At 65.5% G+C, this 14,273-nt stretch carries 9 protein-coding genes; 3 read left to right on the top strand and 6 right to left on the bottom strand.

The features are described from left to right. Positions 1-5: 5 nt before the first annotated feature. Together AC1DDH_RS01455 and AC1DDH_RS01460 are read right to left on the bottom strand one after the other, a co-directional pair. Positions 6-875: an aldo/keto reductase gene (locus AC1DDH_RS01455; RefSeq protein ID WP_476849290.1), complete on the bottom strand. Its 870-nt coding sequence runs from the start codon at positions 873-875 to the stop codon at positions 6-8. An 82-nt stretch (positions 876-957) separates the two neighbouring features. After that, a complete protein-coding gene (locus AC1DDH_RS01460; RefSeq protein ID WP_476849289.1) occupies positions 958-1,920 on the bottom strand; it encodes a sugar-binding transcriptional regulator in 963 nt (320 codons plus the stop codon). 123 nt (positions 1,921-2,043) lie between these two features. Here AC1DDH_RS01460 and AC1DDH_RS01465 point away from each other — a divergent pair, with 123 nt between their 5' ends. The 3 genes from AC1DDH_RS01465 to glpK all read left to right on the top strand — a co-directional run bounded on the left by AC1DDH_RS01465 (position 2,044) and on the right by glpK (position 6,300). Beyond that, a complete protein-coding gene (locus AC1DDH_RS01465) occupies positions 2,044-3,822 on the top strand; it encodes a glycerol-3-phosphate dehydrogenase/oxidase (RefSeq protein WP_476886473.1) in 1,779 nt (592 codons plus the stop codon). A gap of 156 nt (positions 3,823-3,978) precedes the next feature. Next, positions 3,979-4,731, top strand: coding sequence for an MIP/aquaporin family protein (locus tag AC1DDH_RS01470; RefSeq protein WP_476857068.1), 753 nt, complete (start codon positions 3,979-3,981; stop codon positions 4,729-4,731). A gap of 54 nt (positions 4,732-4,785) precedes the next feature. Further along, positions 4,786-6,300 (top strand): glycerol kinase GlpK, encoded by a 1,515-nt coding sequence (glpK, locus tag AC1DDH_RS01475; RefSeq protein ID WP_476857067.1) that lies wholly within the window; start codon positions 4,786-4,788, stop codon positions 6,298-6,300. Between the two features lie 75 nt (positions 6,301-6,375). Here the strand turns inward: glpK and AC1DDH_RS01480 are convergent, their stop codons facing one another. Genes AC1DDH_RS01480 through AC1DDH_RS01495 form a run of 4 tightly spaced genes read right to left on the bottom strand, consistent with a single transcriptional unit; the run spans position 6,376 to position 14,098 of the window. Further along, a complete protein-coding gene (locus AC1DDH_RS01480; protein WP_476870907.1) occupies positions 6,376-7,314 on the bottom strand; it encodes a hypothetical protein in 939 nt (312 codons plus the stop codon). A gap of 31 nt (positions 7,315-7,345) precedes the next feature. Beyond that, complete coding sequence (locus AC1DDH_RS01485; RefSeq protein WP_476849284.1) at positions 7,346-10,492, bottom strand: efflux RND transporter permease subunit; 3,147 nt, start codon at positions 10,490-10,492, stop codon at positions 7,346-7,348. Between the two features lies 1 nt (position 10,493). Further along, positions 10,494-10,952 carry a hypothetical protein gene (locus AC1DDH_RS01490; RefSeq protein ID WP_230008548.1) on the bottom strand — a complete coding sequence of 153 codons (459 nt, stop codon included), beginning with the start codon at positions 10,950-10,952 and terminating at the stop codon, positions 10,494-10,496. After that, positions 10,949-14,098 (bottom strand): efflux RND transporter permease subunit, encoded by a 3,150-nt coding sequence (locus tag AC1DDH_RS01495; protein WP_476954703.1) that lies wholly within the window; start codon positions 14,096-14,098, stop codon positions 10,949-10,951. The genes AC1DDH_RS01490 and AC1DDH_RS01495 overlap by 4 nt, the downstream gene beginning before the upstream one ends. Positions 14,099-14,273 lie beyond the last annotated feature (175 nt).

Raw genomic sequence — 14,273 nt, forward strand, 5'->3', positions numbered from 1 at the left:
GAATCCTATGCGACGTTGTCGGGGTGGGAGCCGGTCCGGAAGCCGCGTTCGAGGCCGCCGACCTCCGTCATATCCAGCGGGGAGAGCTCAAAGTCGAAGACCTCGAAGTTTTCACGGATCCGCCCGGACGAGCTGGCCTTGGGGATGGCGATATTGCCCAGCTGCAGGTGCCAGCGCAGGATGATCTGTGCCGGCGTGCGGTCGTGTTCGGCCGCCAGGGCCAGGATCACGGGGTCCTTCAGGACCTGGCCGCGGCCCAAAGGACTCCACGCCTCGGTGCGGATACCCAGCAGCTCGTGCTTTTCCCGCAGTTCATCCTGCTGCAGCCAGGGATGAAGTTCGATCTGGTTCACGGCGGGCACCACCTCCGCCGTTTCCAGGAGCCGGTCCAGGTGCTGCGGCTGGAAGTTGGAGACGCCGATTGCGCGGACCTTGCCCTCGCGGTACAGCGTCTCCAGGGCCCGGTACGTTTCCGGGAACAGGCCACGGCGCGCGCACGGCCAATGGATCAGGTAGAGGTCGATGTATTCCAGGCCGAGGTTGGAGATCGAGGTGTCGAACGCACGCATGGTGGCGTCGTAGCCGTGGTCGTCATTCCAGACCTTGGTGGTGATGAAGAGGTCCTCGCGGGAAACGTAGGGTGCGGTTTCCCCAGGCCCGCCGCCGGTGCCCTCAAATCCGGACAGGGCACCGATTCCCTTGCCGACGCCCGTCTCGTTGCCGTACATGGCGGCGGTGTCGAAGTGCCGGTAGCCGGTCTCGACCGCCATGGTCACCAGGCTGGCGGCGTCGGCCGGGGGGACCTTGTACAGCCCGAACCCCAGCCGGTCGATCAATACGCCGTTGTTCAGGGTCAGCCGGGGGGAGAGTCTCATGACAAAGACTTTACCCACTGGCGCTGGCGAGTGCCGGACCGCCGTTGCCGCCGGCCGCGCCGGTCACGGTGCCCGCAACCGCTCAGCCCAGTCCGTCGAACCGGACGAGCCTGCGGGCGCTGGCCTCGTCCAGGATCAGGTCGGTGGCCAGTCCTGCCGCCAGCGCGCCCCTGAGCCCGTTGATTTTGGAAGCACCGGACACCACGCAGATGCGGCGCCGGACCTGGCGGAGCTGGGCCAGGTCCGGGCCGGTGGAGCGCGCGTTGAGCGTGATGCCGTCCGAGGACCCGTCGGCGCGGAAAAACACCGTGGCAACATCGCCCACCACATCGGAGTTCGCCAGGACGTTCAGGTCGTCTTCATCGAGGTAGCCGCCGGCGTAGACGTGGCTGGGGTAGTCGGCGTCGACCGATCCGACACCAAAGATCGCGATGCTCATCCGGGCCTGCAGCTCCAGGATCCGCTGAACACTCCGCTCATTCCACATTGCCCTTTTGGTCGCGGCGTGGTCGAAGAAGGCCGGCACGGGAAACTGTTCCACCCGTGCTCCGTAGGCGCTCCCGAACCGCCTCATGATGTCCGAGGCATAGGTGATGCCGGTGGTCTGCATGTTCCCGGCGCCGTTGAGCTGGACGATCACGCTGTCGTGGGTGATCTTGCGCGTCAGGTGCCGGCTCACGGCGCTCAGGGTGGAGCCCCATGCGACGCCGATGATGGCGTTGGAGTCCACCAGCGGTCCGATCGTCCGGGCAGCCTGCATGGCCACACGGTCCAGTGTTTCCGCCTCATTGAGGGTGTCCACCACCGGAACGACATGGACATCCACCTTGTATTCGGCGCGGATCATGCCCTCGAGTTCGGGCCCGGTGTCCAGCGGGCTGCGGATCTGGATCTGCACGAGACCCGAATCGCGCGCCGCGGACAACAGCCGGGAAACCGTGGACCGGGACGTCCGGAGCTCGCGGGCGATGGCGTCCATGGTCAGGTCCTGCAGGTAATACAGCTGGGCCGCGCGGAGGGCGTCGGACTGGCGTGATTGCATCATGACATTTCCCATCTGCACGTTTGTGCATAGTGCTTGACTCCATTTTCCATTAGTCCAAAGAATAGTGTTGAACGGCGCCGCGCCACGGGCGTGCCGCACAGAATCAAACCCAAGGGAGCAATTTTGGGACAGAAGGACTCAGTCGGCACACCGGCGAACGATCGCGCCTCGGTGCAGAAGCTGCGGACGCGGCGGCACGCGCAGGTTCTGATCATCGGAGGCGGAATCAACGGGGTCGGAACGTTCCGTGACCTGGCGCTGCAGGGCGTGGATGTGGCGCTCGTTGAGCGCGGCGATTACTGCCAGGGTGCCAGCGGCGCCTCTTCCCACATGATCCACGGCGGTATCCGGTACCTCGAAAACGGCGAGTTCCGCCTGGTCCAGGAGTCGGTGACCGAGCGCAACAGGCTTCTGCGGATCGCGCCGCACTACGTCAAGCCGCTGCAGACCACGATCCCGATCTTCAGCACCTTCTCCGGGGTCCTGGCCGCCCCCATGCGCTTCCTGACCCACAAGCAGGGCAAGCACACCGAACGCGGGGCGTTCCTGATCAAGCTCGGCCTGAGCATGTACGACTTCTTCTCCCGCGACGGCGGCACGGTTCCGCGCCACCAGTTCCGCGGACGCAAACGCGCCCTCGCCGAGCTGCCCCGCCTGCACCCCGGGATCAAGTACGCGGCCACGTACTTCGACGCCTCCGTCCACAACCCCGAGCGCCTCACCCTCGACGTGCTCCAGGACGGCGAGAAGGCCGGCGGCGCGGACGGCCACGCCCGCGCCAGCAACTACGTCTCCCTGGTCTCGCTGGGCGGCTCCGGAACCCCCGGAACCCCCAGCACCCCCGGAACCACTGTCCAGCTGCGCGATGAACTGACCGGTGAGGTGTTCGACTTCACTGCCGACGTTGTCGTGAACACCACCGGCGCCTGGGTCGACCTGACCAACGAGGCCATGGGGGCGGCGTCGTCGTTCATGGGCGGAACCAAGGGTTCGCACATCGTGCTGGACCATCCGGAGCTGCTCGCGGCGTGCAACGGCCGCGAAATCTTCTTCGAGCACACCGACGGCCGGATCGTACTGATCTACCCGATGGGGGACCGCGTCCTGGTCGGCACCACCGACGTCGACGCCGACATGGCCCAGGACGCCGTGTGCACCGAAGCGGAAATCGACTACTTCTTTGACCTGATCGGCCACGTGTTCCCGGACATCCCGGTGGGCCGGGACCAGATTGTCTACTCGTTCTCCGGTGTTCGGCCGCTTCCGAAGCACGACGCGACCCAGCCCGGCTTCGTCAGCAGGGACTACCGGATCGAACGCCGTGCGGCGGCGGGCGGCGCCGTCCTCAGCCTCGTCGGCGGCAAGTGGACCACGTTCCGGGCCCTCGCCGAGCACCTGAGCAACGACGTCCTGGCCGAACTCGGTATGGAACGGAAGGTTTCGACGGCGAAGCTCGCCATCGGCGGCGGCGCCGGCTTCCCGGACAGCGAGGACGGCGTCCAGCGCTGGATCAAGGCCCACATGTCGGCCGGCCGCGACGCCGCCCGCGTCACCGGGCTGCTGACCCGCTACGGGACCCGTGCCGAAGAAGTCATCCGCTTCCTGGACGGGGCCGCGGCCGGCGAGCCGGACCGGCTGCTGCATTCCACCCGCGAGCTGAGCACCCGGGAACTGGAGTTCATGGCCGCCCATGAGCAGATCGGGCACCTCGTGGACGTCCTCATCCGCCGCACGTCCCTGGCCTTTCGCGGCCTGGTGACAGGGGAACTGCTCAACGAAGTCGCGGACATCCTTTCCGGACCGCTCGGCTGGGACGCGGCACGCCGGGCCTCAGAGATCAGCCACGCACAGGAGGTGCTACAGCGGTTCCACGGTGTCCGGGTCCACAGCCTGGTCGCCTGATATTGCTTGCGTGCCCGGGCAGGGAAGCCCGGGTGCAAGCACTGCGCGGTCCGCCCTGGCGGCCGGCGCAGTGGCCGGCCGGCAGCACGAACATGCTGCCGGCCCAACGGCTTCCAAACTCGCGGAGGCCGACAACAGAAAATAGAGGAGTCAAAGATGTCTCTTGGAATAGTTTTCCTATCCGAATTATTCGGTACCGCCATGCTGACCCTGCTGGGTTGCGGCGTTGTGGCCAACGTTGCGCTCAAAGGCACCAAGGGCAATAACGGCGGGTTCCTCATGGTCACCTGGGGGTGGGGCCTTGCCGTCTTCTCCGGTGTCTATGTTGCTTCCATCTCAGGTGCGCACCTGAACCCTGCCGTGACTTTTGGCCTGCTGGTCAACGGCAAGAAGTTGTACGCTCCCGGCGTTCCGGTCGACTTCGCCTCAACCCTGACCTACTTCGGCGGTGAACTGACCGGTGCCTTCCTCGGCGCGGTCGTGATGTGGCTGGCCCACAAGCAGCACTTTGATCTTGAGCAGGAGCCCGCCAGCCAGCTGGCCGTCTTCTCCACCGGCCCGGCGATCCGCTCCAACCAGTGGAACCTGATCACCGAGATCATCGGCACCTTTGTCCTCGTGTTCGTCATCCTGACCTTCGGCGGGACGCCTTCCGGGCTCGGCCCGCTGTCGGTGGCCCTGCTGGTCGTCGGTATCGGTGTTTCGCTCGGCGGCCCCACCGGCTACGCCATCAACCCCGCCCGTGACCTGGGCCCCCGCATCGCGCACGCCTTGCTCCCCATCAAGGGCAAGGGCTCCAGCGACTGGAGCTACTCCTGGATCCCGGTGGTCGGTCCGCTCATTGGCGGCGGCCTCGGCGGCCTCGTGGCAGCAGTCGTGCCGATCATCATCCCCGTCATCCCTCACTAACTGCCCGTTCAACCGTCAGTACAACTGCCACGCCAAACAGACAAGGACGTCACTATGAACCAGTACGTAGTTGCAATCGACCAGGGGACCACGAGCACCCGAGCCATCGTGTTCGACCACAGCGGCAGCATCGTCTCCTCCGGCCAGATGGAGCACGAGCAGATCTTCCCCCAGCCCGGCTGGGTGGAGCACAACCCCGCTGAAATCTGGAACAACACCCGCGAGGTGATCGGCTCGGCCCTGTCCAAGGCGAACCTGACCCGGCACGACATCGCCGCCGTCGGCATCACCAACCAGCGCGAAACAGCGGTGGTGTGGGACAAGACCACCGGCGAGGCGATCTACAACGCCATCGTGTGGCAGGACACCCGCACCCAGCCGATCGTGGACGAACTCGCGAAGGACGGCGGCGTAGAACGCTTCAAGCAGAAGGTGGGCCTGCCGCTGGCGACCTACTTCTCGGGCACCAAGATCAAGTGGATCCTGGACAACGTCGAGGGCGCCCGGGCCAAGGCGGAGGCCGGCGACCTCGTCTTCGGCAACACCGACTGCTGGGTGCTCTGGAACCTGACCGGCGGGACCGACGGCGGAGTGCACGTCACCGACGTGACCAACGCCTCACGGACCATGTTCATGGATCTTGAGACGCTGTCGTGGGACCAGGAGATTCTGGACGCGTTCGGCGTCCCGGCCTCCATGATGCCGGCCATCAAGTCCTCCTCCGAGGTCTATGGCACGGTGCACACCTCCCAGCTGCTTCGCGAGGTTCCTGTGGCCGGGATCCTGGGCGACCAGCAGGCGGCCACGTTCGGGCAGGCGGCGTTCGATGCCGGGGAAGCCAAGAACACCTACGGCACGGGCTGCTTCCTGATCTTCAACACGGCCGAGGAAATTATCCATTCCAAGAACGGGCTGCTGACCACCGTCGGCTACAAGCTCGGCGACGCGGCGCCGCACTACGCGCTGGAGGGCTCCATTGCCGTCACCGGTTCCTTGATCCAGTGGCTGCGGGACAACCTCGGCATGATCAGCAGCGCCCCGGAGGTCGAGACCCTCGCGGCCTCGGTGGAGGACAACGGCGGTGTGTACATTGTGCCGGCATTCTCCGGCCTCTTCGCACCGTACTGGCGCTCGGACGCCCGCGGCGCCATTGTGGGCCTGACCCGCTATGTTACCAAGGCCCATATCGCCCGCGCGGCGCTGGAGGCCACCGCCTTCCAGACCCGTGAGGTGCTGGACGCCGTCAACGCCGACTCCGGCGTACCGCTGACGGAGCTGAAGGTCGACGGCGGCATGGTCGCCAACGACGCCCTGATGCAGTTCCAGGCGGACATCCTCGGCGTGCCGGTCATCCGTCCGAAGGTGGTCGAGACGACGGCGCTGGGCGCAGCCTACGCGGCCGGCCTGGCGGTCGGATTCTGGAAGGACCTGGGCGAGTGCTCGGCCAACTGGGCCGAGGACAAGCGGTGGGAGCCGCAAATGGACCAGGCCGAGCGGGAACGCCAGATGCGTCTCTGGAAGAAGGCCGTCACCAAGTCGATGGACTGGGTTGACGACGACGTGAAGTAGGCGCGCACAAGGAGCCCCGGCCGGGAAGATCCCGGCCGGGGCTCCTTTGTCTATTGCCCGGGAGCGGCAGGGCCGTTAGTGGTAGTGGTGGCCATCGTAGCCACGTGCCACCTCAGCGCGCGGCGTCTTCGCGTAGACGTCCTTGCTGACCGTGTAACCCCGGCGGTCGATCTGCAGTGCCTGCTCGTTGACGCTCTTCAGCTCGGAGCGGCTGAGCTTCTTGATCTTGACGAGATTCAGGAACTCCTGGTCCTCTCCGCCCACGGCCGTGACCTTGATCAGACCCGTGTGCTTGGAATAGAACTTTCGCTGGTGGCCGGCGCTTGGCGGGTCCAGCGGGTTGAACTCATCGATGACCAGCACATCGCTGTAGCAACCAGTGGCGACGCAGACGCGTTGGTCCTTCGCGAACACATCACCGCAGTCCAGGAAGTCCACGCTGGGTGCGTAGGCCTGGGGGTAGGCGGGGGTCTTCAGGCGCGGGTGGCTCTGCATGGCGATGCCCGCCTGGGCCTTGTCGATGCCGCTGATGAACGTACTTGGCGCACCCACAAGCTTCCCGTTCTCGTACTCCTCCGGATATTCGCCGAAGAGCCACACGTCGCCCTTCCGTGTCTCGGCGAAGAAGGCAAGTTCCGATTCCGCGAGCTCACCGTCGGAGTAGTCCCGGTCCCATATCGCGATGGTCTTCACCCCGTCGATCACCTTGGTCAGCCCCGTGACCGTGCTGACAACCTTGCGGGTGGTTGTCCCATCCGGGGAGACTACTTTGCCGGTGGTGGTGTACTGCATGCCGGGTTCGAGGGGGAACCACTTGTTGTCAATCTCCGGCCTGGACGGGAAGGCGCTGCGGTTGAATTTGATTGCCGAGCCGGGGCCGCACAGTTCCTGCGAACGGGCGGCCGCCGGCGCGGTGGCTGCCGTCGCCGCGGCCGCCGTCGCCGCCGTCAGCGACGCCACCACCAGCAAGACCGCGGAGCCGTAAGCGGTAAATCTCTTAGATAGTGGAGTCATCTGACTGGCCTCTCATTGTTGGTAGTTGTTGCTATACGGCTGATACAGGTTCCGGCTCGCGGGGCTGACGGTCATGACGTGCCGGACCCTTCTTGGCGAACCGCAGGTAGAGCGATGGAACGATGAACAGGTTGACCAGTGTCGATGTCACCAGCCCGCCCAGGATCACCACGGCCATGGGGTGCTCGATCTCATGGCCGGGGCGGTTGCCCATCACCACCAGCGGGACCAGGGCGAGTGCGGTGGCGAGCGTGGTCATCAGGATTGGTGACAGGCGTTCGGCTGCGCCCCGCAGGACCAGGTCCCGGCCGAACGGCACGCCTTCGAACTGTTCCAGGTGCTGGCAGTGGTTGATGAGCAGGATGCCGTTGCGGGCGGCGATGCCCATCACTGTCAGGAACCCGACCAGCGACCCGAGGGACAGGATTCCGCCGCTCATGTGCGCGGCGATCACCCCGCCCACCAGTGCCACCGGCAGCGTCAGGATGCCCAGAACGGCAAGCCGCCAGCTCCGGAATGCCGCCTGGAGCAGGAGGAACACCACAACCAGGGCGCCCATCGCGAAGAGGAGAAGCCGCTGCGAGGCGGCCTGCCGCTCCGCGTATTCGCCCAGGATCTCGGCGCTGTATCCGGTGGGGAACTCCACGGACTTGAGATCGGATTCGAGCTTCTCGACGACTTTGGCCAGATCGCCTTCCTTGACGTTGGCGCTGACATCGAGGCGGCGGGACCCTTCCGAACGCTCAATGACGTTGGGAGTGGGCTTTACCGTGATCTTGGCGACATCGGCCACCCGGATCTTCTGCCCGCTGGGAGTGTCCAGCGGGAGGTTCTCGATGCTTGTGACGCTGGTCCGGATCGCCGGAGGACTCCAGACCTGGACGTCATAGGCCTTGCCGTCCCGGTAGACGTCGCCGACCTCTTCGCCGGATACCAGGGTGGCTGCGGCACGGCGGACGTCACCGGGCTTCAGGCCGTAGCGGTTGGCGGCGTCCAGGTTCACCTCGACGTCCACCTGCGGAACGTTGACCTGGAGTGCGACTTTGGCTCCGATGGCACCCTCGATGCCGGCCAGGGCAGTCTTGACCTTGTCCGCCTGCTTCTTCAGCGTGTCCAGGTCATCGCCGTACACGCGGACCACGATCGAGTAGCCCGTACCGGTGAGCACCTCGCGGACACGTTCCTTGAGGTAGGTCTGGACGTCCCGGTGGATGCCGGGATACCCGTCCACGACCTGCTGGATGGAGGCCAGGGTCTTGTCGTAGTCGACCGAGGGGTCAACGCTGATCCAGTTCTCGCCAAAGTTGACTCCCACCACCTCATCGGCGGCGAAGGCCTGACCGATGTGGGACCCGCAGTTGTTGACGCCTGGAATGGTCATCAGCTCCTGGCAGGCCAGTTGGCTGACGCGCACTTCCTCGGCGTTGGAGGTGCCGGGTTGCGTGACCCAGTGCATGAGGAAGTCACGTTCCTTGAACGAGGGCAACAGTGACTGGCCCAGGAGCGGGGCCGCTATGATTCCGACGACGCCGAGTGCCCCCACCGCGAGGTAGCCCGGGAGCGGGCGTTTCACAATGGGACGCAGGGCGGCGCCGTACCAGCGCTTGAGGACCCGGACCACCGGCGGATCGCGGTCTTCCAGCTTGGCATTGCGCAGGAAGATGTACGCCATGGCCGGCGTGACCGTGAGGGCCACCAGCATGGACGCCAAAACCGCCAGGGTGTAGGCGGTCGCCAGGGGCCGGAAGAAGGCGCCCGTCAGGCCGTCCAGGAAGAAGATCGGTACCGTGGCGGCAACGATAATCAGGGTGGCGTAGACGATGGGGCCGCGGACTTCCAGGGAGGCGTTCACGACCACGCGGGCGGTGCTTTCGGTCCCGCCGCTGGCGCGGTGGTGCCGGAGCCGCCTGACGATGTTCTCGACGTCGATGATGGCATCGTCCACCACGACCCCGACGGCAATCACCAGCCCCGCAAGCACCATCGTATTAATCGTGCCTCCGGTCCAATACAGCACCAGGGCCGCTGCCATCAGCGACAACGGGATCGCCGTCACGCTCACCAGGGCTGTCCGCCATTGGAACAGGAAGACGCTCAGCACCAGGACGACCAGGAAGCAGCCCAGCAGCAGCGCAAGGCTCAGGTTGCCGAGCGACTCCTCGATGAACGAGGCGGGCCGGAACAGGGTGGTGTCGACTGCGATTCCGGTCAGGCCGGGCTGCAGTTCCTTGAGCGCTTCCTCGACCCCGCGGGTGACTTCGAGGGTGTTGCCCCACGGCAGCTTTTCGACGATCAGCATCAGTCCGGGGCCGCCATTGATAACCGCGTCACCGATCAGTTGCTGGTGGTCCTCCACGACGGTTGCCACGTCGGCGAGCTTCAGGGGAGGCAGTCCCTCGCGTTCCTCCAGTGGCACCTGGGCAAGGTCCGCCGGAGACGTGATGGGTTGTACGTGCCTGATGGACATGCTCTGGCTGGGTGTTTCCAGCGCCCCTCCGGTGCCGATCAAGGCACCGGGGGAGTACTTGAGCAGGCCGGCGTCCAAGGCGTCGGACGTGGAGTTCATGACGTTTTCCAGCGTCACGTTGTTGGCTGCCAGCTTGGTCGGATCAACCTGGACCTGGAGCATCTGAAGCCGTTCGCCCCAGATCGCAACGTTCGCCACGCCAGGCACCCGCAGCAGGTGTGCCCGGATGTTCCAGTAGGAAACCATGGACATTTCGATCAGGGAGCGGGTCTCGGAGGAGAGCCCGATCTTCATGACACGGCTGGTGGAGGACAGCGGCTGGAGCATTATTGGCGGCGCGGCCCAGGTCGGCAGAGTCGGTATGACCGTTGCCATCCGCTCCGACACCAGCTGCCGGGCGGTGAGCAGATCGGTCCCGGGTTTGAACTCCATCACGATGGCGGACAGCTGCGACACAGACTTCGACCGCATCTGGTCCAGGCCGTCTATGCCGTTGAAGGCCTGCTCCATCGGAACCGTTACGAGTTCCTCGACTTCGGAGGCAGTGAGACCCAGACATGCCGTCTGAACCTCGACGCGGGGCGGTGCGAACTCCGGGAAAACATCCACCGAAGCGCTGCTGAGTTGCGCGCCGCCCACGATCATGAGGGCGGCCGCCATCGCAATGATGATCGACCGGAACCTCAGGCTTGCAGCGACAATCCGGCGCATGTCAGTGCGCCGTATCGAATTCAGCGCCGAAGAGTTCAGCCGCGCCGACGGTTACGATTGCGGTGCCGACCGCGGGGCCGGCCGAGGCCGTGACCACTCCGTCCTCCACCTTGGCTACCGTGACCGACTGCCGCTGGTAGACCCGCGGGGCCGGGTTGGTGTACACCCAGGTTTTTCCGCTGGCGTCGTAGAGCAGGGCTGAGTAGGGCACGACGACGTCCTTGCCCTTTCCGGCCTTGACGGTGTCGGTCTTCAGGTCGAGGCGTTCGATTCCCTTCTCCGTCAACGTCAGTTTCGCGATGCCTGTTGCGGCATTCTTCTCCACCTTGGCGGGTTCGTTGGCCGAGACGGCGGCGGGGGCCGCCGCCGTCGTCTGGGCACATGCGGGCAACGCGAACAGAAGTGCTGCGCATACAGCGGCCGCCAGGGGCAGGCGCCGCGAGGGCTGTTGGCTGGTCATTTTGCTTCCACCTTTTCCTGCGTAACGGGCTGGACGGGAACTTCGGCCTCGTACACTTCGGCCCACTCTTCCGGGGCGGAACCGGGCCCGAACCAGAGAGCGAGCAGGGGGAGTACAAAGATCCCGATGAGAGTTGTCGTGATGAGTCCGCAGACGATGATCAGGGCCATCGGGCCCAGGAAGGACCCGCCGACGGCGCCGCCGAAGAGTCCCGGCGGGATCAGGATCGCCACCGTGATCAGGGCTGCCTTCAGAATGGGCGAGACCCGGTCCCGGGCCGCCATCATGATGACCTTGTCAGGGGACTCGTGCGGGGCGGCCCGCCACAGCTCATCCGTCCGGGCGGAGAGCAGCGCCGCGTTGCGGGCTGCAACGGCCAGCACCGCGGCAAAGGCCGTGAGTGCCAGCACAGTGATGGCGCCTCCCGCGATCCACGCTGCCACGGCGGCCCCGGCCAGCGCGGCCGGCAGGGACAGGAAGATGGCAAGCGCCAGCTTCCAGCTCCGCACCGCTGTCTGGAGAAGGAGCAGGATTCCCAGAAGGGCAGCCGCGCCGATCCACAGAACCATGGCGTCCCCGGCGAGCTGTTCACTGTACTTCGTGGGGATTTCGGCGTGGTATTCCAGCGGGAACTGGATCTGCTCGATCGCCGCGTTGATGTCGCGCTGGATATCCGCGAGCGGACGTCCGCTGACCTCGGCCACCACATCGATCCGGCGTGAGGTGTCATCGTGCAGAATCACGACTTCATTGGGAACGAGCCGGATGTCGGCGATTTGGCCCAGCTGGACCTGGCCGCCGCTTGGCGTGTCCAGCAGGAGCTCACGGATGCTGGTCAGGTCATCCCGGACGTCCACCGCGCCGCGCACCACCACTTCAAAGACCTTCTGCTGTTCGAAGAGGTTGCCGACGACGATGCCTTGCATCAGGGCGGCGGCGGCGCGGCGTGCGTCGCCGGGTTTGATGCCGACCTTCTGCGCCGCCTCGAGGTTGACCTCGACTTCGACGATGGGCGTCATGGCGCTGGCGTTGATCGTCGGGTTCTTCACGCCGTCGACCTTTTCGATGGCCTTGCGGACCTCTTCTGCCTTCTCTCGCAAGACGGGCAAGTCTGTTCCGTAGACGCGGACAGCGAATCCGGGATCCATGCTGCTGCGCTCCTGGCCGATCTGCTGCTGGGAGTAGTTCACCACGTTGTGGGCGATGCCGGGGTAGCCCTGGACGACGTCACGGACCGCCTGCTCCGTTTCGCTGAAGTCGGCATCCGGTGTGATGGAAACCCAGAGTTCCGCGGAACTGTTCCCGACAACCTGGTCGGAGGAAATGGCGCGGCCGATGTGGCCGCCAACTCCCGAGACACCAGGCAGGGTCCGCAGTTCGTCGGACGCCTTGGACGCCACCCGACGCACCTCGTCGTTGGACGTGCCTGCCATCGAGTCCCACTGCACCAGGAGTGTCCGGTCCGGAATCGTCGGCACGACCGCCCGGTTCCCGACCAGCTGCGATGCCGCGGCGAGCCCCAGCAGTCCAACGACGGCGACAGCGACAATGCCGAGGGCACGGCGGGAACGTGCCCCCTCGAGTGCCCTGTCGTACGTGGACCTGGCCCGGACAACACCGGGCGAGTCCGCCCGCCGGGCTTTCTCACCGGGAAGCAGGAGATATGCCAGGACCGGTGTCACGGACAAACCCACCAGCATTGACACGGCAAGTGCCAACGCCAGGGACCAGAAGAGGGGCTGGAAGAACGCACCGCCGACTCCCGTGACGAACAGCGTCGGTACGAGCGCGAGGGCCATGATGAGCGACCCGTGGAACAGCGGTGTGCGGACGCTGCGGACAAGCTGGACCATGCGGAACCTGATGGTGGCATCTGTCTCGGTCCCGGTGGTCCGCAACGGCCGGCGCCGCTGCGCCTGCACATCCTCCACGATGTCTCCGACAATCACAGAGACGCCCAGCAAGATGCCGGCGAGGATCGAGATATTCAGTGTGGAGTCGAGCAAGTAGAGCACCACTCCCGCCGCCATGACGGTGGTGCTGATCGCCACGAGGGCGATCACGGCCACCCGCCAGGAGCGGAACAGGGCCCAGAAGAGCAGCACGGCGATCAGGAGGCTCACGAGCAGCGCCAGGCCGAGTCCGTCCACGGCATCCTGCAGGAAGGAGGCGGGCCGGAAGACGGACGTATCCATCTGGATTCCGGAAAGCCCGGGCTGCATGTCGTTCAGCGCAGCCTCGAGGTCCTTGGTGACCTGCAGCGTGCTGGCGCCGGGGAACTTCTCCACGACCAGCAGGAGGCCCGCATCCTGGCCGACGACGGCATCGCCGATCAGCGGCTGGTGGTCCTCCTTCACCTGGGCAATGTCACCCAGGAGCATGGGAGATCCGGCGTCTTCGACACTGACCTTGGCCAGGTCCTCCGGTGTTCGGATGGGCAGCACGTGCTGGATGCCCAGGCGTTGGCTCGGCGACTCCACGAACCCGCCGGTGCCGGGGGTGGACGCCTCAAGGAAGCTCAGCGGCGACACCCAGACTGCGTTGCCGGTGGTCTTGATGACCTGTTCGAGCGTGATGCCCTTGTCACGCAGCTGCGTGGGGGTCACCTCTACCTGGAGCTGCTGCTCGCGCTGTCCCCAAATGGAAACGTTGGCGACCCCGGGAATGCCGATCAGCCGAGGCTTGATCTTCCACCGGGCCAGGACCGACATTTCGATCCCGGATAGCTCTTTGGAGCTCATCCGGACCATAAGGACGCGGCTGGTTGACGACAACGGCTGCATGATCAGCGGCGGCGCCGAGACGTTCGGCAGCGCGTGGGCCTGGGTCATGCGTTCGGCCACGAGCTGGCGCGCGCGCAGAAGGTCGGTGCCCGGCTCGAACACGAGCTCGATCGAGGACAGGCCGGGAACTGATTTGGACCGGATTTCATCGAGCCACGCCACCCCGTTAAGGAGGTCGGCTTCCATCGGGGCAGTGATGAGCTGTTCAACTTCGGCGGCTGAGAGGCCCAGGGCCTCGGTCTGGATCTCGACGTGGGCCGGGGCGAACTCGGGCATGCTGTCGATGGCGACGTGGGGGACGTTCACTACCCCGAAGGCAATGAGTCCGGCCGCCATGGCGAGAACCAGGATGCGGAACTGCATACTGAAACGGGTGATCCAGCCGAACATGGCTAGCCCTGTTCCAGGGAGCCGGCGTCGCGGGTGCGGCCGGCGGGGGATTTCGGCAAATGCACGGAAGAATTGCGCAATTGATACATGACAGGCTCCTCAACCCGAGACCATTTGCGAATCCCCCCGAGAGATCCCATTTCTTGCT

It is taken from the genome of Arthrobacter sp. 10T425 (assembly GCF_056393985.1).